20 protein-coding genes are annotated in these 17903 nt (G+C 54.8%); 4 read left to right on the top strand and 16 right to left on the bottom strand.

The window, feature by feature from the left end:
- Positions 1–115 precede the first annotated feature (115 nt).
- Both FHW17_RS18405 and FHW17_RS18410 read right to left on the bottom strand, forming a co-directional pair.
- Complete coding sequence (locus tag FHW17_RS18405) at positions 116–1189, bottom strand: M48 family metallopeptidase (RefSeq protein ID WP_113097786.1); 1074 nt, start codon at positions 1187–1189, stop codon at positions 116–118.
- Entirely contained in the window at positions 1179–2273 is a 1095-nt protein-coding gene (locus tag FHW17_RS18410; protein ID WP_182510488.1) for a DUF898 family protein, read from the bottom strand. The genes FHW17_RS18405 and FHW17_RS18410 overlap by 11 nt, the downstream gene beginning before the upstream one ends.
- Before the next feature lie 178 nt (positions 2274–2451).
- Between FHW17_RS18410 and FHW17_RS18415 the strand changes: the two genes are divergently transcribed.
- The gene (locus FHW17_RS18415) at positions 2452–3984 is read left to right on the top strand and encodes an acyl-CoA carboxylase subunit beta (protein WP_112529916.1); all 1533 of its coding nucleotides are present in this window, start codon (positions 2452–2454) and stop codon (positions 3982–3984) included.
- A 41-nt stretch (positions 3985–4025) separates the two neighbouring features.
- On the opposite strand, the gene FHW17_RS18420 is transcribed toward FHW17_RS18415, so the two are convergent.
- A complete protein-coding gene (locus tag FHW17_RS18420; RefSeq protein WP_175540707.1) occupies positions 4026–4163 on the bottom strand; it encodes a hypothetical protein in 138 nt (45 codons plus the stop codon).
- Positions 4164–4473: 310 nt separating this feature from the next.
- Here FHW17_RS18420 and FHW17_RS18425 point away from each other — a divergent pair, with 310 nt between their 5' ends.
- Positions 4474–4905 (top strand): DUF2267 domain-containing protein, encoded by a 432-nt coding sequence (locus FHW17_RS18425; RefSeq protein WP_113097784.1) that lies wholly within the window; start codon positions 4474–4476, stop codon positions 4903–4905.
- Between the two features lie 19 nt (positions 4906–4924).
- Here the strand turns inward: FHW17_RS18425 and FHW17_RS18430 are convergent, their stop codons facing one another.
- The 11 genes from FHW17_RS18430 to FHW17_RS18480 form a co-directional block, all read right to left on the bottom strand.
- Positions 4925–5104: a hypothetical protein gene (locus FHW17_RS18430; RefSeq protein WP_112529920.1), complete on the bottom strand. Its 180-nt coding sequence runs from the start codon at positions 5102–5104 to the stop codon at positions 4925–4927.
- 99 nt (positions 5105–5203) lie between these two features.
- The gene (locus FHW17_RS18435; RefSeq protein ID WP_113097818.1) at positions 5204–5569 is read right to left on the bottom strand and encodes a GFA family protein; all 366 of its coding nucleotides are present in this window, start codon (positions 5567–5569) and stop codon (positions 5204–5206) included.
- An 81-nt stretch (positions 5570–5650) separates the two neighbouring features.
- Positions 5651–6394 carry a GNAT family N-acetyltransferase gene (locus FHW17_RS18440; RefSeq protein WP_348643756.1) on the bottom strand — a complete coding sequence of 248 codons (744 nt, stop codon included), beginning with the start codon at positions 6392–6394 and terminating at the stop codon, positions 5651–5653.
- Positions 6395–6403: 9 nt separating this feature from the next.
- Positions 6404–7582: an NAD(P)/FAD-dependent oxidoreductase gene (locus FHW17_RS18445; protein WP_182510519.1), complete on the bottom strand. Its 1179-nt coding sequence runs from the start codon at positions 7580–7582 to the stop codon at positions 6404–6406.
- On the bottom strand, positions 7582–8376 hold the full coding sequence (locus FHW17_RS18450; protein ID WP_182510489.1) for a YdcF family protein: 795 nt from the start codon (positions 8374–8376) through the stop codon (positions 7582–7584). The genes FHW17_RS18445 and FHW17_RS18450 overlap by 1 nt, the downstream gene beginning before the upstream one ends.
- A 9-nt stretch (positions 8377–8385) precedes the next feature.
- Positions 8386–8865: an N-acetyltransferase gene (locus FHW17_RS18455; RefSeq protein WP_112529927.1), complete on the bottom strand. Its 480-nt coding sequence runs from the start codon at positions 8863–8865 to the stop codon at positions 8386–8388.
- The gene (gatA, locus tag FHW17_RS18460; RefSeq protein WP_182510490.1) at positions 8856–10337 is read right to left on the bottom strand and encodes an Asp-tRNA(Asn)/Glu-tRNA(Gln) amidotransferase subunit GatA; all 1482 of its coding nucleotides are present in this window, start codon (positions 10335–10337) and stop codon (positions 8856–8858) included. Before gatA ends, FHW17_RS18455 begins: the two co-directional genes overlap by 10 nt.
- A 12-nt stretch (positions 10338–10349) precedes the next feature.
- Positions 10350–10832: a GNAT family N-acetyltransferase gene (locus FHW17_RS18465; RefSeq protein WP_112529931.1), complete on the bottom strand. Its 483-nt coding sequence runs from the start codon at positions 10830–10832 to the stop codon at positions 10350–10352.
- An 8-nt stretch (positions 10833–10840) separates the two neighbouring features.
- Positions 10841–11128, bottom strand: coding sequence for an Asp-tRNA(Asn)/Glu-tRNA(Gln) amidotransferase subunit GatC (gene gatC / locus FHW17_RS18470; protein WP_182510491.1), 288 nt, complete (start codon positions 11126–11128; stop codon positions 10841–10843).
- Between the two features lie 89 nt (positions 11129–11217).
- Complete coding sequence (locus FHW17_RS18475) at positions 11218–12795, bottom strand: hypothetical protein (RefSeq protein ID WP_182510492.1); 1578 nt, start codon at positions 12793–12795, stop codon at positions 11218–11220.
- Between the two features lie 75 nt (positions 12796–12870).
- Positions 12871–13575, bottom strand: coding sequence for a metal-dependent hydrolase (locus tag FHW17_RS18480; protein ID WP_182510493.1), 705 nt, complete (start codon positions 13573–13575; stop codon positions 12871–12873).
- Positions 13576–13692: 117 nt separating this feature from the next.
- Here FHW17_RS18480 and ruvX point away from each other — a divergent pair, with 117 nt between their 5' ends.
- On the top strand, positions 13693–14187 hold the full coding sequence (gene ruvX, locus FHW17_RS18485; protein ID WP_112529939.1) for a Holliday junction resolvase RuvX: 495 nt from the start codon (positions 13693–13695) through the stop codon (positions 14185–14187).
- On the opposite strand, the gene FHW17_RS18490 is transcribed toward ruvX, so the two are convergent.
- Together FHW17_RS18490 and FHW17_RS18495 are read right to left on the bottom strand one after the other, a co-directional pair.
- Positions 14157–14519: a DUF6105 family protein gene (locus FHW17_RS18490; protein WP_182510494.1), complete on the bottom strand. Its 363-nt coding sequence runs from the start codon at positions 14517–14519 to the stop codon at positions 14157–14159. The two genes, ruvX and FHW17_RS18490, sit on opposite strands and share 31 nt — an antisense overlap.
- Before the next feature lie 475 nt (positions 14520–14994).
- The gene (locus FHW17_RS18495; RefSeq protein WP_162700417.1) at positions 14995–16626 is read right to left on the bottom strand and encodes an acyl-CoA dehydrogenase family protein; all 1632 of its coding nucleotides are present in this window, start codon (positions 16624–16626) and stop codon (positions 14995–14997) included.
- Positions 16627–16904: 278 nt separating this feature from the next.
- On the opposite strand from FHW17_RS18495, the gene FHW17_RS18500 reads away from it, so the two are divergent.
- Entirely contained in the window at positions 16905–17852 is a 948-nt protein-coding gene (locus tag FHW17_RS18500; RefSeq protein WP_182510495.1) for an ABC transporter substrate-binding protein, read from the top strand.
- Positions 17853–17903: the final 51 nt, after the last annotated feature.

A 17903-nucleotide genomic window follows, 5' to 3' on the forward strand; every position in this document is an offset into this window, starting at 1 on the left:
CCAATGACCAGCCAATCGCACGGGAAAATAATCTAATCTTCCGCCACATGCGAGTTGGCGACGCAGCTCAAATCGCCGCGTTTTTTGCGGAATTGCAGGAACTCCACGGATAGCTTTATCTTGCCGGAACCACTGCCTTCGCCTTCAACTCCTGCGCATAGTCAAGCACCATTTGGCGGCGTTCGGGGGTGCCGGGGTGGGTTTCGAGAATGCTGGTCGAACTGTGGTCGTTGAGCTTGTCCTCTGCCATCGCAAAGAAACGTGAAATGGCGGTCGGATCGTAACCCGCCTTCAACATCAGCTCGACACTGTGCCGGTCGGCTGCGCTTTCATAGGCGCGGGAATAGGACAGCGCCAGCAGGCCGCCGCCCTGCACCAGAATATCATGGGTACTGTCACCAATATCACCGCCGATCAGCATGATCAGCCCGGTCACGCCTGCCGCACGGTAAAGCTGGCGCAGACTATGCTTTAGCTCCACATGGCCAATTTCGTGGGCAAGCACGCCCAAAAGCATTTCCGTGTCGCCATCGGCGAGTTTTATCAGTTCATCGGTGATGATAACCGTACCATCGGGCAGTGCAAATGCATTGGGGCCGATAACACCGCCTTCACGAAATTGCAGATCAAAACCACCTGCCCCACGATCCGACTTGGCTGCGATTTTCCCAAAGCCATCCTGCAATTTGCTTTTTTGATCATCCGGCAGAGTGCTTGCCGAGAAGACTGTCGTATCCAGCGTTTGCAATGTGCCTTTGGACATAAGCTCCGGCACAACTGGCGGCGTAACCAGAACGGCAACCTCAACCAGAGCTGGCACAGCAAAGCGATAGATGGAGAAGGCAAAAACGATTGTCAGGACAACAAACAGCAGCAGGCGCGGGTGAAAACCTTCCGCGCGGTGTACCCATCCGGCACGGCTGCCCTTTTGCGAGGCAACCAGCCTGTCGATGGCGTCATTATCAGATGTCTGGAAATTGGTCTGATCGCCAAAGGTCAGCCGCCGCGGAATGGAGCCGACCCGATCACTGATCTCGGTGTTTGCGAAGGTGGCTGCGGACAGAACTGTCCCATCCGCAGCAATGACAGAGACTGTATCATCGGCAAATATGAGACTGGCCTCCCTGCCCGCGCTTGAACCTTCGCGGTACCAGAGACCAGTCGTTATTTTGCCGGTGTCAGAAGCCAAAATCGATGCCCTCTATATCCATGAACTCCGACCCGACGGCCGAGCCGGTATCCTTGATATCGGAGAAGATTTCGCCGACATCGCCATCAAACACAATAGCGGTGTAATCGGCATGGAAGCGGGCGAGCCTGACAGCAGCCCATGGCCGCATCAGCCCGAACGTCAACAGCGTCACGATGAGATTGGAAATAACCACCCAGGCATAACGCCATCTTGGCATATCCGAGAAGAGATAATGACGATTGTCAAACGTGGTGGCGCTAAAGCCGGCATTGCGGATGCCTGCGGTGTAAAGCAAGCCCGTTACGGCGTAGATAAGCAAAATCGGAATGAAAATCAGATAGACTATGAGAATGAATGCAAGTTCGCCGGTCTGATCACCGGGAATATTCATATTCCTCATGGCCTGCAGTCCAGCCGATGCGCCCAGAGCAACGATTGCGAAAAGGACCAGTCCAATAAGGGTGAGGACCGCCGGTAAAACCCAAACGCGATAAAGCGAACCAAGTGTTGGATCAGGCGAAAATTCCTTGCCGCCATACCGCAGGTTGCCCAGCGTATAACGCAACATCCAACGGCTGGCGATTGGCGCGAGGATACCAAGAGTAATGCCAGACACTATGCTGCCAAGAAAGAAGGCTCTTACAGCGCCCCAATAGCCGCCAACGAAATCAAAACGCACATTGCGATAGCTCGTCACACGCGCACTGAAGCGAAGGCCACGCACGATCAGCCACGGAACCGCGATGAGGAAAACAAGCGCCAGCATGAAACCGGCGATCGGCAGAAAATGCAGCAACAGGTTGTAGATGATGAGATAGCCGATGACGATGATGCGACCGAGCAAAATCTGCGTTGGCCGGGCGTGATAATCGAACCAGCTATCTGCGAGTTTGGTATTGCCGTAGAAATAGCGGTTACGCCGCACCTTGGCCCAGGCAGAATAAATGCCGAGAGTGATAATCGTCAGAAGTACATTGACGATCCAGATGCCAAAATACTCCTTTGCACTACCGGAAAACGAAAATCGATGACCTGTGTATTCAGCCGGGCGGCCAAAATGACTTTGCGGTGAGCCTTCCATGTTTCCCCCGAAACAGTTTTGTCCAACTGGACCCCAAGAACTTGCTTAGCCTGACTTGAGGCGGGATAGCAATCGTACCGCCAAAATTTCCCACGAACTCACATTTGATATTGCAGACAAAGCGCTTTCACCCGCCCGATTGTCCTGATATCAGAAATGACACAATGTGGAGGATGGCATGAAGGATGTGTTGATCGAGCTGGAGCGCCGCAGGACCATTGCGCGCGAGGGTGGTGGCAAAACGCGGATCGATGCCCAGCACAAGCGTGGCAAGCTGACCGCGCGCGAGCGCATCGACATCTTTCTCGATGAAGGCTCCTTTGAAGAGTTCGACATGTTCGTCGAACACCGCTCCACTGATTTCGGCATGGAAGACACCAAATTCGCTGGCGACGGCGTTGTCACCGGCTGGGGTACGATCAACGGGCGCACAGTTTTCGTCTTCGCCAAGGACTTTACCGTATTCGGTGGCTCCCTCTCCGAAGCCCATGCGGAAAAAGTACAGAAAATTCAGGATATGGCGCTGCGCAATCGCGCCCCTGTCATCGGGCTTTACGATGCGGGCGGTGCGCGCATTCAGGAAGGCGTGGCAGCGCTCGGCGGCTATGCGGAGATTTTCCAGCGCAATGTGCTGGCATCGGGCGTCATTCCACAGATCTCGGTGATTATGGGACCATGTGCTGGCGGTGACGTCTATTCCCCCGCCATGACCGATTTCATCTTCATGGTGCGCGATACATCCTACATGTTCGTCACCGGGCCGGATGTGGTCAAAACCGTGACCAACGAGACGGTCACGGCGGAGCAGCTCGGCGGTGCATCGATCCATACGACGAAATCATCGATTGCCGATGGCGCCTATGACAATGATGTGGCTGCGCTATTGCAGATGCGGCGGCTGATCGATTTTCTTCCGGCGTCCAACACGGCTGAGATTCCTGAAATCGAATGTTTCCAAAGCACGGAAGAGCCTGACCATTCGCTCGACCGGCTGGTGCCTGACAATGCCAACAAGCCTTATGACATCAAGGAACTGATCCGCAAAACCGTCGATGAGGCGGACTTTTTCGAAATTCAGGAAAGTTTTGCCAAAAACATCGTTGTCGGCTTTGGCCGTGTTGAAGGGCGCACCGTCGGTATCGTCGGCAATCAGCCCATGGTTCTGGCCGGTGTGCTCGACAGCGATGCATCACGCAAGGCAGCACGCTTTGTGCGCTTCTGCGATTGCTTCAGCATTCCGATTGTCACCTTTGTCGATGTTCCGGGCTTCCTTCCCGGCACGGCGCAGGAATATGGCGGCCTGATCAAGCATGGCGCAAAGCTCCTCTTCGCCTATGCGGAAGCGACAGTGCCAAAAATCACCATCATCACGCGCAAGGCCTATGGCGGTGCTTATGACGTGATGGCGTCAAAGCATCTGCGCGGCGATATCAATTATGCATGGCCCTCGGCGCAGATCGCCGTCATGGGTGCCAAAGGTGCGGTTGAAATCATCTATCGCAAGGATATTGGCGATGCGGAGAAAATCGCGGCGCATACGAAGCGTTACGAGGATCGTTTCCTGTCGCCGTTCGTGGCTGCCGAGCGCGGTTATATTGATGAAGTGATCATGCCCCATTCCACGCGCAAGCGGGTTTCACGGGCACTGCGCATGTTGCGCAACAAGGACCTCGAAAATCCCTGGAAGAAACATGACAATATCCCGCTTTAAGGGCGGGATATTGGTATTCGAATACAGTAAACTTGGAAGAATTAGCGGCGGAAGCTGAAGCCGCCGCTGGATTCGCGAAGAATTTGCGAGATCGTGCGCTTGTCGCATGGCTCTGCCATTTTGGGGGCGGCCTTTACAAGCTTTGCGCTCGACTTCACTGCAACCTTAGGTAACTTCATGACGCGTGCTTCAGATGGCGACGACGTTTCATTATTTATTGATAGCATTGTTCACACCTCAAGTTTAACTACCCTCATTAAGAGAATAATCTTGTTCAGCATGCGTCTGTATTTCGGATGCATTGTGACAATAGGAAAATTCAACCGATTTAACAAATCACTATTTGTATCCGATTTTGACTCTCGTTTGAATAAAACTAACAAATCGCAAAAAGGTTCCCCATCCTTAAATATCACGCAAATATTACACTTTGAAACAACAGTAGAAGGTACTATCCCGATAGAATATGGTTAATACGGAGGTGCCCCAATGACCCAACCTCAGGACATTGTTCACGCGTCAAAGCAATTTCAGGATTGGCTCACCGCTCTTAAACAACAGGCTGATTTCTCCACCCATAATCAGAGCTTTGCCAGTATGCGCAGCGTGCTGCACGCTATCCGGCGGCACATGGATATGGAAGCGGTGTTGACCTTTGCCGACGCACTGCCGCCATTACCGCGTGGGCTATTCATCGAGGGTTGGCGCCCTGCCCCTGCACAACCGCTTGAATCCGAGCAGGCTCTTGTACGGGCGGTCTATAAGGACCTCACGGCACATCACAGCCCGCCCGATACAATCGTTCGTGATGTGATCAAAGTTCTGGCCGCGCATCTGGATGCCCATGCCGCTACAGTAGCGCGGGTGCAACTGCCAGCCGTTCTGCGGCCACTCTGGCCGCAGAAGAACAGAATGCACTGATACGGGATTGGCGGTCTGCTCAGCTCGACTGAATGCCGACCTTGCTTTGGATCTGGTCAATCGTCTCCTTGACGAAGAAGGTGAGACCGGCGGTTGTTGTCACAATATGCGTGCCCGTTCCGTAAGGATTGAACGAAACGACATGCGCAAAATTGAGTGTGATGAGATCGCCGTTAACGTCGGTCAGTTTGATCCACATGGCCTTACCTCCCTCTATGACTGGAACAACGCGTTTCCCGACACGCTGTTCCCACCAAGGAAGCAGGATTCCCTAGATCAAGCAATCGAATAGCAAATCCTACCAGAGATTCTTGCCGTCTATGATTTCGGTCGGCACAGAAGCAATATCGAAATCGTCAAAAAGGCGGATATTGACGGAAATACGCGGGTTTTCAAAGTCGGGCTTGTAGTCTGTCCAGGACGGAATCTGCGAATAGGTGCCGCAACCGCAAACATTACAATGGTGATGCTTGTTGAAACCATTGCGATTGTAGACAGCATCCGCCTCAGGCGTGACGGTCAGCTTGACCTGATCGGGAGTATAGTAGGCCCACAAGGTCCCGCGCTTTGTGCAGAAGGTGCAGGTACACACGGTTGCCGTCGCCGGAGCTTCGCTTACTTCAAACTTGATTGCACCGCAGTGACAGCTTGCCAGAATACCCATTATATCCCCCGTGTAGATGATCCAATGTCAGCAGGTATAACTGACATCTCCTGACAGCATATTGTCAGGAGCATTTATCATTCAAGGCTTCCTACGATAGTGATAACTATAGAGTTCCCTGTCAAAACCCAGCGAGGCATAGAGCGCTCTGGCGGGTGGATTGTCAGCAAGAACCTGCAAGCATGCTGCCATCGCACCTTCATCCTTCGCCCAGTCGAGCAAGGTTCCGACGACCCTCTGACCAAGGCCGCGCTTGCGATAGTCGGGGTCCGTGGCCACAGTCTCCAGCACCAGCAGGCCATTGCTGATCGCACCATAGGCCTTGGCAACGATTTTGCCGTCCATGGTGACCGAAGCAAAGGCTTTGGGCACAACGAGGGACGCGATCGTATCGATGAATGCGCTGTGGTCCTCTTCGGACCAGCCTGATATGCGCTTGCTTTCGCGCAGCCAGCCCGGCGTCATCTCGCGGCAAAGCTCGGCGGCTGGAGCGGTTTCCGTGTTGCGTTGTTTGAGATCGCAATAAAGCACCGCACTACCGCCCTCAAAACGATAGCCGCGTTCAACCAGATGAGGCTCCATTTCATTGGCAATGCTGGGAACACGGAAAATGAAGCCACGGCCAAGCGAACTATAGAGCTTTTCCGCAGCGTCGATAACGCCTGCCGGTTCCGCGCGCGGACCGCGCAAGGGATTGACGGAATTGGCACGGCGAATGCTGCCGCCGGAAAACCGCATCAGCCAGCCGCTATGAATGACCTGCCTTGGTGATGGCCAGGCATTGAAACAGGCTTCCTCAACACGCCAATTCAGATCATCCGTCACGTTTTTCTCCTAGACCGCCTGCCCTGCAACCCAGCCCGAGGACCAAGCCCACTGGAAATTGTAACCGCCGAGCCACCCCGTCACATCAACGACTTCGCCGATGAAATAGAGCCCCTTGATGGATCTGGCTTCCATCGTCTTTTGATCGAGGCCATCCGTATCAACACCGCCAAGCGTCACTTCCGCTGTCCGGTAGCCTTCGGAGCCTGCGGGCTTGATCTGCCATTCATTGATTGCCTTTTCGACGCCGAGCAATTGCTTGTCAGAAATATCGGCAAGATGGTTTTGTATCCCGCTGTTTTCGGCGATCAGTTGTGCGAGCCGCTTCGGCAAAAGCTCAGATAAAGCAGTTTGCAACGCCTGACGGCCATTTCGAGCGCGGGCAGCACGGAGCGCATCCATTATCTTTACGTCAGGCAGCATGGCGACGTTGATCGTATCGCCTTCGCGCCAGTAGGAGGAGATTTGCAGGATGGAAGGTCCGCTCAGCCCGCGATGGGTGAACAGCATTGCCTCGGCAAACTTTGTCTTGCCATGGCTGACAACCGCATCAACGGATATGCCTGACAGGGGTTTCAGCGGTGCCAGCGTGTTTTCATCAAAGGTCAGTGGCACCAGCGCCGGACGGGTTTCTGTCAGCGCCAGCCCGAACTGTTTTGCAATGTCATAGCCAAAGCCTGTTGCACCCATTTTGGGAATGGATTTGCCGCCGCAGGCAACCACCAGCGAGGTGCAACGAACACGCTCCCCGGAGAGCGAGACCACGTAGCCGTCTGTCGCCGCCTCGATGGCGTCCACTACGGTCTGCAAGCGTAGCTCGACACCGGCCTCTTTCATTTCCTTGACCAGCAGATTGATGATCTGCGTCGCCGAGCCATCGCAAAACAACTGGCCCAGCGTCTTTTCATGCCATGCAATGCCATAGCGGTCGACAAGTGCGATGAAATTGCGCTGGGTATAGCGACGCAATGCGGAAATGCAGAAATGCGGGTTCTTGCTGATGTAATTTTGCGGGGCGGCATTCAGATTGGTGAAATTGCAGCGTCCGCCACCGGAAATACGAATTTTATCACCGGGGGCTTTTGCATGATCGACAATAAGCACCGAGCGACCGCGTTTACCCGCCTCCACCGCGCACATCATGCCCGCAGCACCTGCCCCGATAATGAGAACATCCACCTGTTTCATCATGGCGAGGGCAACAATTCGTCAGTACGGCCAGTTGCCCAATAGGCGAAAAGTCCCACCCATTCCTTCACCACAATGGTGAGATTTTGCAGGGAATCCAAGGAATTATCCTGTGCTGGTCCGGGATACTCGATGCCGGAGGTGCGATAATCAGCAGGCCATGGCACCACGTTGAAGCCCGCCTTGCGGAAAAGGCCAACCGAACGGGGCATATGAAAGGCCGATGTTACCAGCAGCCATGTCTCGCCGGGTTTGATATCGAGCAGTTTTTTGGTGAACTGGGCGTTTTCGTAAGTGTCGCGCGATTCATTCTCCAGAATGAGCCGGTCCTGGGAGACGCCAAGCGCCGTCAGCAAACGCGGTGCCGTGGCGCCGTCGCCCTCACCTTCAAGCACCAGCGTTCCGCCGCCGCCTGTAACCACAACCTTTGCATCGGGATAACGGCGCGCCAGAACGGCTGTTTCAACAAAACGATCGCCACTGGCATTCAGCTCATAGCCGCCACGCACCAGATTAACGCCGCCCTCAAACCCACCGCCAAGGACAATGATTCCATCGACATGAGCAGGTGCCGGTGATGGACGTTGAAACCGGTCTTCCAGCGGATGCAGCAAAAGCGCGCCAAGCGAACTCCATGCAGCAAGTCCAAGGATCAGAAATGAGAAAGCTGACGCGGTCATGGCGATGCGGCGCCATGAGAAGCAAACCGCAAAAAAGGCCAGAGCCATCAGCAGAATGGAAAAATTCAGCGGTTGAGCAAGAAACCAGAAAACCTTGGAAACAAAGAAAAACATTGAATAACCTTACGTCAAATTCGCCAGCATTTTGACTTTCTCAATCTTGCGCTCAAGGCTTTCCGACCATTCGAGGCTCCGGTGCATGATCTGAAATCCCTCACGCTCGTACAAGCGTATGGCACCAACATTGCGCGCATGTGCTTCAAGACGGGCGCTGGAATAGCCGGCAGCGGCGATATCAGCCTTCAGGGCCTTGAGCAGGAGCAAGCCGATGCCCTGCCCCTGAAAATCCGGATCGACCCACATATCGGAGATATAGTCGTCCTTCTTCTCGCGCGCGCCCCAACCAAGGATGGTGCCATTCTCCTCAGCCACCAGCACGCTGGTAAAATGCTCTTCGGCAAAGGCTTCATAGGCGCGCTCGACATGTGCGCGCATGCCGGGCAATTCGGGTTCGAAGGAAAAGATGTTCGAGGCCCATGCACGCATCCCCACCGCGGCAAGCGCCGCGATGTCGGCTTGCGTGGCAGGCCTGACTACCACCATTTCGGCGCGTTGAACTTGCCTGCGGCCTGTTCGATGACCCAAGCAGTCTGGAACAGGGTTTCCTCATCGAATGGCCGCCCGATCAGCTGCAGGCCCAGCGGCAGACCTTTGCTATCAAGTCCGGCAGGAACAGCAATGCCCGGAAGGCCAGCCATGTTGACGGTAACTGTGAAAATGTCATTGAGGTACATTTTCACCGGATCAGCAGCCAAATCCTGATCGGCAATGCCGAAGGCCGCCGAAGGTGTCGCCGGGGTCAGGATGGCATCCACGCCCGCGTGGAACACATCCTCAAAATCCTTCTTGATCAGCGTGCGAACCTTCTGCGCCTGCAGGTAATAGGCATCGTAATAGCCAGCTGACAGCACATAGGTGCCAATCATGATACGGCGTTTCACTTCATCGCCAAAACCACTGGCGCGAGTCTTTTCGTACATGTCGACAATATCTTTGCCGGGAACACGCAGGCCGTAGCGCACGCCATCATAACGGGCAAGATTTGACGAGGCTTCCGCCGGAGCCACGATATAATAGGCTGGCAGCGCGTATTTGGTATGCGGCAGGGAAATATCGACGATGGATGCACCGGCGTCTTTCAGCCATGCAATACCCTGCTGCCAGAGCTTTTCGATTTCCTCGGGCATACCGTCGACGCGGTATTCCTTGGGAATGCCAATCTTGAGGCCGGTCAATGGCTTGCCGATGATCGATTCATAATCAGGCACAGCAATATCAACCGATGTCGTGTCCTTGGAATCAACCGATGCCATGGATTTGAGCAGGATCGCAGCGTCGCGCACATCGCGAGCGATTGGTCCGGCCTGATCCAGCGACGAGGCAAAGGCAACAATGCCCCAGCGCGAGCAGCGGCCATACGTCGGCTTGATACCGACAGTGCCGGTGAAGGCCGCAGGCTGGCGGATGGAACCGCCCGTATCAGTTGCCGTCGCACCGGCGCAAAGATGCGCTGCAACCGCAGCAGCCGAGCCACCGGATGAGCCACCGGGCACGAGATCGGCGTTCGAACCATTGGCGCGCCATGGGTTTTTCACCGGGCCATAATAGGAGCTTTCGTTGGACGAGCCCATGGCGAACTCATCCATATTGAGCTTGCCGAGCATGACAGCGCCGTCCGCCCACAGGTTCGACGTGACTGTCGATTCGTAGTGAGGCTTGAAGCCGTCGAGAATGTGCGAGCAGGCCTGTGTATGAATGCCTTCTGTCCCGAACAAATCCTTGATGCCAAGCGGAATACCTTCCAGCGCCCCACCCTTACCCGCACTCAGGCGGGCATCGGAAGCCTTTGCCATATCAAGCGCTTTTTCAGGCGTGACGGTGATATAGGCATTCAGGGCCTCATTCGCGGTCTCGATTGCCTGCAAATATGCACTGGTCAGCTCCGTGGCGGTGATCGCCTTGGCTTTCAGCTGGTCGCGCGCCTCGGCAATGGTGAGAGCGGTCAGATCGGTCATATCAAGTCCTGTTTATTGGGCTGGCGTAAGCGCGAGCCGCTTTTCGTAAAATGCACTGTGTTCCGAATCCGGATAGTCAAGAAGCACGCCGCAGCGGGTAAAGCCGGAACGCTCATAAAGCCGCCATGCCGCATCAAAACCCGGACCAACGCCCGTTTCCAAAACAAGGCGTGTCATGCCTTTCTTGCGGGCAAGCCCGGTTATGGCATCAAGAAGGATCGAACCAACCCGCTTACCGCGCACGGACGGCAGGGTGAACATGCGCTTGACCTCGCCGATTTGGCCATCATGCTCTTTCAAAGCGCCGCAGCCAACGGCATGGCCATTTTCGTCGCGGGCGATGAAAACGGTGGTATCCTCGCCGGCCATCTGTTCCACGGTCATCTTGAACTGGAATTCGACCGGTGACAGTGGCAGCAGATGCGCGTTCAACGCGTCCACAAGTGCGCGGACGTCATCCTGTAGCGGCGTCTCAACGGCAACCGTGATCGTCATACCGGTGCCTACTCCACCACTTTCGGAACGACGAAGAAGTTTTCTTCCGTAATCGGTGCATTTGCAACGATATCGGCGGCCTTATTGCCATCATTGACGACATCATGCCGCTTCTTCATGGCCATTGGGGTGACAGAGGTCATCGGTTCGACACCGGCCACGTTCACTTCGTTCAATTGCTCGACGAAACCAAGGATAACGTTCAGTTCGCCGGTCATGCGCGCTGCATCGTCCTCGCTCACAGCAATACGGGCAAGACGCGCAACGCGTTTGACGGTGGAAATATCGACAGACATTGGGATTCCCGAAATTCAAATCTTGATCAAAGAGCTATAGTGTCCGTTGCGGCCAAGCGCAACGGACAAGTCAGCACGGACAACCCTGTTTACTGCGCCGTATCCGTGTCGGTGTTGTCTTCCTCGCCCTCGGGCGCATCGGAATCGATTGCGTCATCAGCACCGGGCGCAGCAACCGGATCGGGACCTTTGACAGGATTGCCATTGATCGCAACCGATCCATCGGCCTTCTGGTCAACAACCCACTGGATCTTGCCGCCGTCGATCTGCGTGCCAAAGTCTTTCGCCAGCTTGACGAATACGATGTACTGCTTGATCGTCTCATCGGTTTCGCCGGCTTTGTTCAGGCGATCGACCACCTTGTCGAAGCCGGACATTTCCCAGGTTGTGTGGCTTTCAGGCTTCAGCGCTGCAAATGTCATCTCGCCCTCGACGGTCAATTCGGCATCGACAGTGCGTACGAGGCTCTTCGAGATGACGAGCTTTGGCGGCGTGACCAGAAATTGTGCGGCAGTCTTTGCTTCAAACTCTTCCGAGATGACCTTCTCACGATTGAGATCCATGTCCTCAATCGCACCTTTGACAACGGTATCCAGATCAACTCCGGTTGTGCCAATCGCCAGTTCCACGTCGGTTGGGAGAAATGGTACCCCCCATTCTGGAATTGGCAGGGTTGGATATTTCAGACCATTGGTGCGCATCGCATAATGATACGAGCCACTTTTGCTGATGCCATCAAGGTTGGTATCCTGCGAAATATTCTGGGCCGCGAAATTGCCGAGTGGTGTTTCAACCACAAAATCCTTGAAATGATACTCGCCCTTGAGCTTGTCCCAGAGCGGCAGAACCGCCTTCAATTTCTGCTTGAGAGCAGCCTGATCGTCTTTTTTGAGTTTCTTTTCTTCCGCATGGGCAACGACGAACGCCCATAGATCCATGATTTCAGTGCTGCGGAAACCTTTGCCCTCGGCCGTTGTTCCAAGTTCACCGCTGCGCAAGCTGATCTTCACCGGTTCGCCAGCGGCTGGCTTTTCTGCTCCGTCTTCCGCAGTGGTTGTATCCAGATTTGGCAGCTTCGTTGAAATCGTTTCGGTGAAATTGGCAAGAGCCTGCGTCATGTTAATATCGACGCCACCCGATGTGGCGGCCGTTGCAAGCATTTCGCCTTTTGCAGCGCTAGCGCTGGCATCAATGTCCTGTTCGGCAGATTTGACAGCCATCTTGAAGGCGTCATAGGCGAAATTCGATTTGGAGAAGGTGCCGATCTTCGGATCAAAGAGGCCTGTCCAACTGCCGCCATCGACCGACCACTGGAATGATTCCGGGCCTTTTGGCCCCGTCACTTCGAACGAGGCCGACGGTATATTGCCCGAGGTCACATTCCAGGTCCCGTCCGCGAGCGGCTTGGTCAGGATACTGTAATCGCCAAGATTGCCCTTCAAAACTTCCTGCTTCGGCATGGACTTCAGAAAAGCATCAGTGCTGAAAGTGATACGATAACCTTCAGCCTCAGGCGTTACCTTCAAAATGCCCTTCTTGAGCGCAGTCTTGCCGACATATTTCGACAAAGTATTGGCAAGTTGATCGGCGCCCTTGGCATCGATCGTTTGGGCGAAAGCTGGCGATGACAACGCCATGACGCAGGAAATCAGCAACAGTTTACGCACAATACCTCCAATAGCTCAGTCAATCGTCGTGGTGACGACTACACGATGTGTGAGAATGGCTTTAGCAATCCAAACTCAAAGCGTAAACTGGTCATTTGTCTTGGCAACAAAGACCTGCGTCTTGCTTCCATCCATTGCGGCGACAAATTTGTCCGGCGTCTGGTCAATGATCGGAAACGAGCCGTAATGACAGGGAATTGCCTTGGCAAATTTGAAGTAACGCTGGGTTGCCAGCGCTGCCACCGCACCGCCCATGGTAAAGCGGTCGCCGATGGGGATTATTCCGATTTCCGGCCGGTGCAGTTCATTGATCAGCGCCATGTCGGAGAAAATGTCCGTATCGCCCATATGATAGATTGTCGGCTCATCATCGAAATGCAGAACAATACCATTGGCCGAGCCCAGCGAATGCGAAACACCATCTTCGGTGATCTGTGCCGATGAATGCAGGGCGTTGACATAGGTGACGGTAAAACCGGTATGTGAGACCGTTCCGCCGGTGTTTGCCGGATCGACGCGCGCCACGCCGCGATTGTTCAGCCATGTCACCAGATCGGCATTGCCGATGACCACCGCACCGGTATCCTTGGCGATGGCAGCCGCATCGCCGACATGGTCGCCATGACCATGCGTCAAAACAATGTGAGTTGCACCCTTGGCGGCTTCCTTGGGATCGACACCACGCGCACCGGGGTTTCCGTTGAGGAAGGGATCGATCAGGATCGTGCTTTTGGCGATTTCAATGCGAAAGGCCGAATGGCCAAGCCAGGTAATCTTCATATTGTTTTCCCTTCATTCATCAGTCTTTACTCGCCACAACCGTCTATTGCAGCTATGTGACAATTATTCGAATTACAACGGCCTTTTACAGGCCAATTCAAGTGCAGGAAGCAGCCATTGACGGTTCTGACCATTGAACAGCTGGAAGATCATGTGGCAGACGGCCAGACCGTCGCCGGGCTTGATCTTGGCACGAAAACCATCGGCATCGCTATTTCCGACCGTGGCTTCTCCTTTGCCAATCCGCGTCCTGTGCTCAGGCGCAGCAAGTTCACCCATGACGCTCAGGACCTTTTGAAGGCACTGAAAGCTGACAATGCAGGGGCCATTGTCATCGGTTTACCCGTCAATATGGATGGTAGCGAAGGCCCGCGTGTGCAGGCAACCCGTGCTTTTGTGCGCAACATGGAAAAGCTGACCGACCTGCCCTTCATCTATTGGGATGAGCGTCTGTCGACGGTTGCTGCAGAGCGCGCGCTGATCGGCATGGATGTATCACGGCAAAAACGCGCCGAGCGGATTGATTCCGCTGCGGCGGCTTTCATTTTGCAAGGTGCATTGGACCGGCTGCAAAGCCTGCGTCAGGACGCAGACGACAATTCCTTCGAATAAGCCAGCGCAGCATTGGCAGCCGCAGCGGGCTTTGTCCGGGCAGCCGCAGCGCGGTTCGACCTGAAGACTTTAACCCAGGCGATAATCTGCTTGCGGCGGCGAAACGCGATCAGGCAGAGCACAAGCCCCGTATCGACGATGCAGGCCCGCGCCACCAGCGGCGGAATGCTATCGGGCGCGATACCCAGAATATTCCCATAAATGGTGAAGACCAGATCGTGCATTTCACGGCTGAAGAAGTACATCCCCATGCTCAGATCGTAGTACGAAAGAAAGTACCAACCCCACAAAAAGCTCAATGGGCCCGCCCAGAATATCAGGAAGCTGCGCATTCATTACTCCTAGCGGGGATGAATCTGGTGGGTGTGTAACCCCGTGAAATCACGAGGTATTTTCGAATCACATTGATATCTGCTAAGAGTTTAGGCGCAACGTAAACCGTTTGTTAAGGTTAATTTCAAAAAATTTTATTAAAATTGAAGGTTTTAGCGAGGCCCTTTTTGAGGCATGCGAGATGGCCGATTCACACCGATGCAAAATTTCTGACAAAAGTGGTTTTGGGAGTGGTTGCGCGAGTATTATGCGTGGTTCGTGGTTCGTGGTTCGTGGTTCGTGGTTCGTGGTTCGTGGTTCGTGGTTCGACAAGCTCACCATGAGGGAGATGAGAGATGCAACGATAATCGTCAGCGTTGCAGAAATGGGTTCCCACCCCACCTTCGTCATCCTCGGGTCAAGCCCGAGGATGACGGAAGAACCCGGGGATGACGGAAGAATAAGAGCTGAAGATAATAGAGAAGTGGATGCCCCTCAATTTGCCGGAGGATAGAGTGAGTTGACAATGCTCTTGGCGTTGTGGCGGGCATCGAGCATGCCATACGTGGTGCGCCACTGTCCGCCGAGGCGGGTTTCAATGAAGGCATCGGCGATGTCTTCCGAGTGCAGATGCCGCAGTTCAGCGCCAGCGGCGGCGAGCGCCAACTGTTCGGTGAGTATCCGTGCCGCGCCCTCGTCATTTTCAGCAACACGCATGGCAGCGCGCAACACTTCAACCGTGCCCTGCCCGCCGCGTCCAAGCTGCGAGCCGATCCAGTTCAACACTTCGTCGAACAATTGTGGACCGCGTTTCAGTACACGCAGCACGTCCAGCGCCATGACGTTGCCGGAACCTTCCCAGATCGCATTCACAGGGGCTTCGCGATAATAGCGGGCAAGATTGCCCTCTTCGATGTAGCCATTGCCGCCGAGGCATTCCATCGCCTCGTACAGCATTGCCGGAGCGATCTTGGCGACCCAATATTTAACGACAGGCGTCATGACACGGGCAAATGCCGCCTCGCCGCGGTTCTGCGCGGCATTGTCGAAGGCGCGCGCCAGCCGGAAGGTCAGCGCGGTAGCACCTGCCACATCCAGCGCCATATCGGCCATGACGCGCAGCATCAGCGGCTTATCGATGAGCGGACTATCGAACACAACGCGGTGACGCGCATGGTGTACGGCTTCGGCGAGGCCCGCCCGCATCATGCCCGATGAAGCAATGGCGCAATCAAGGCGCGTCAGCGTCACCATGTCGATGATGGTTTTGACACCCTCGCCCGGACCACCAACCATCTGGCCGAGCGCATTGTCGAACTCGACTTCCGATGAAGCATTGGAACGATTGCCGAGCTTGTCCTTCAACCGCTGAAAGCGGAAACCATTGGAGGAACCATCCGGCAGAATGCGCGGCACGAGAAAACAGGACAGGCCTTCGCGTGCCTGCGCCAACACCAGAAAGGCGTCGGACATCGGCGCGGACATGAACCATTTATGGCCGGTGATGCGATAAAACCCACTTCCGGCAGGTTCGGCGCGTGTCGTGTTGGTGCGCACATCCGTGCCGCCCTGCTTTTCAGTCATGCCCATGCCGAGCGTCAGGCTGGCTTTTTTGGCCGGTGATTTGTTGCTGGAATCATATTTGCGCGGCAAAACCAGCGGCGACCACTCGCGGTACAGGCTTGGCGACGCCATAAGCGCAGCCAGCGAAGCACTGGTCATGGTGATCGGGCACAGATGTCCGCATTCCAGTTGCGCAGTCATATAAAACCGCGCCGTGCGGGACTGGTGCCGCAATCCATTTTCTACGGGACCGTCTTCCCAGATCGACGAATGCAGCCCCTGCGCCACGGAACGGCGCATCAGCGCATGATAGGCCGGGTGGTAATCCACCACGTCAATGCGATGACCCTGACGGTCATGGGTGCGCAGCTTCGGCGTTTCGGTATTGGCCAGCCGCGCCAGATCCTGCGCATCGCCGGACAGGACAAATCGCCCGCTTTGCTCCAGTTCCGTCCGGGTTGCCTGCGGAAACCGTTTGGTAATCTGCATCAATAGCGGATCACCAAGATAGGCGTTGAGGCCGGTCATGGGGGGCGTCTGGTTGAGAACGTCGTGGGTTTTCAAGAAAATGTCCTGATCATTATTTTGCTGTCTTTACGGCTGGCCTGTTTCATCCGAACAAGTGCCACCCGCAAACATGAGTCGCGTCATATATGGGGCGAAGATTCTGACAAGCGGTTAACCGAACCATCTTTCTAGCGGAATGACAGCGCCGATGCAAAATGTCTCAGATAGGATTTTCTGCGCAGGTGCCGTTTATTATGTCTAGACAAAAGAAAATCCAGCTGCCTATCATGCCTTTATATTCATCGTGCCAAAAAAATGAACAAAGGGGTCATCACATGAAATTCAAATGGCATATTGGTGTTGCGCTGGCAGCGGTTCTTGCCTCTGTCGCGCCGTCGCAAGCCGAGACGGCTGTTTCGGTTGGCCTGTCCGGCTGGACCGGCTTTGGTCCGCTGACACTGGCCAAGCAGGCCGGTATCTTCAAAAAGAATGGTCTTGATGTCACGCTGACAAAGATTCCGCAGGCGAGCCGCCATCTGGCGCTGGCATCGGGCGATGTACAGTGCGCGGCGACAACCGTGGAAACATGGATCGCCTGGAACGCCAATGGCGTGGCCACCAAGCAGATTTTCCAGATGGACAAATCATTCGGTGCTGATGGCTTGGTCGTGCGCAATGATATTGCCAAGATTGCGGACCTCAAAGGCAAGACAATCGCCGCTTCTGCCCCCGGTACGACGCCCTATTTCGATCTGGCCTGGATATTGAAGCATAATGGTCTGTCATTGAAGGATGTGAAGATTGTCAATCTTGAACCCGGCCCGGCTGCGCAGGCGTTTGTTGCCGGACAGAACGATGCGGCCATGACCTATGAGCCCTATCTTTCAACAGTGCGCGGTGCGCCTGACAAGGGCAAGATCATTGCCACCACACTGGATTATCCTATTGTGATGGATACGTTCGGTTGCACCAACGCCTTCCTAGAAAAGAACCCTGATGCGGCCAAGGCTCTGGCCAAAAGCTATTTCGATGCGCTGGATCTGATCGCTGCGGACAAGACCAAAGCCTATGAAATCATGGGGGCGGATGTGAAGCAGTCGGCAGAAGTCTTTGGTAATTCAGCACAATATCTGCGCTGGCAGGACAAGGCCGCCAATCAGGCTTTCTTCGAAAAGGACTTTACGAAATTCTCGGAGGAAGCCGCTGATCTCCTGCTTGAAATCGGCATCATCAAGAAGAAGCCCGATATCAGCGCTATCGTCGATACCAGCTTCATCAAATAATCAGCGGGCTGCAGGAAGATGGTTCGTGGTTCCTGCAGCCACAACCTTTCT

The organism is Phyllobacterium sp. P30BS-XVII (assembly GCF_014138335.1).
GTDB lineage: Bacteria > Pseudomonadota > Alphaproteobacteria > Rhizobiales > Rhizobiaceae > Phyllobacterium > Phyllobacterium meliloti.

Coding starts and splice junctions, on each gene's coding strand:
- gatA (WP_182510490.1), bottom strand. CDS start 10,337: ATGACCGATCTGACCGCTCTCACCATTGCCGAGGCGCGCGACCAGCTG.
- FHW17_RS18455 (WP_112529927.1), bottom strand. CDS start 8,865: ATGGTGGTAGTCAGGCCTGCCACGCAAGCCGACATCGCGGCGCTTGCC.
- FHW17_RS18415 (WP_112529916.1), top strand. CDS start 2,452: ATGAAGGATGTGTTGATCGAGCTGGAGCGCCGCAGGACCATTGCGCGC.
- FHW17_RS18500 (WP_182510495.1), top strand. CDS start 16,905: ATGAAATTCAAATGGCATATTGGTGTTGCGCTGGCAGCGGTTCTTGCC.
- FHW17_RS18480 (WP_182510493.1), bottom strand. CDS start 13,575: ATGAAGATTACCTGGCTTGGCCATTCGGCCTTTCGCATTGAAATCGCC.
- gatC (WP_182510491.1), bottom strand. CDS start 11,128: ATGTCTGTCGATATTTCCACCGTCAAACGCGTTGCGCGTCTTGCCCGT.
- FHW17_RS18425 (WP_113097784.1), top strand. CDS start 4,474: ATGACCCAACCTCAGGACATTGTTCACGCGTCAAAGCAATTTCAGGAT.
- FHW17_RS18465 (WP_112529931.1), bottom strand. CDS start 10,832: ATGACGATCACGGTTGCCGTTGAGACGCCGCTACAGGATGACGTCCGC.
- FHW17_RS18490 (WP_182510494.1), bottom strand. CDS start 14,519: ATGCGCAGCTTCCTGATATTCTGGGCGGGCCCATTGAGCTTTTTGTGG.
- FHW17_RS18435 (WP_113097818.1), bottom strand. CDS start 5,569: ATGGGTATTCTGGCAAGCTGTCACTGCGGTGCAATCAAGTTTGAAGTA.
- FHW17_RS18445 (WP_182510519.1), bottom strand. CDS start 7,582: ATGAAACAGGTGGATGTTCTCATTATCGGGGCAGGTGCTGCGGGCATG.
- FHW17_RS18420 (WP_175540707.1), bottom strand. CDS start 4,163: ATGAAGTTACCTAAGGTTGCAGTGAAGTCGAGCGCAAAGCTTGTAAAG.
- FHW17_RS18410 (WP_182510488.1), bottom strand. CDS start 2,273: ATGGAAGGCTCACCGCAAAGTCATTTTGGCCGCCCGGCTGAATACACA.
- FHW17_RS18450 (WP_182510489.1), bottom strand. CDS start 8,376: ATGTTTTTCTTTGTTTCCAAGGTTTTCTGGTTTCTTGCTCAACCGCTG.
- FHW17_RS18430 (WP_112529920.1), bottom strand. CDS start 5,104: ATGTGGATCAAACTGACCGACGTTAACGGCGATCTCATCACACTCAAT.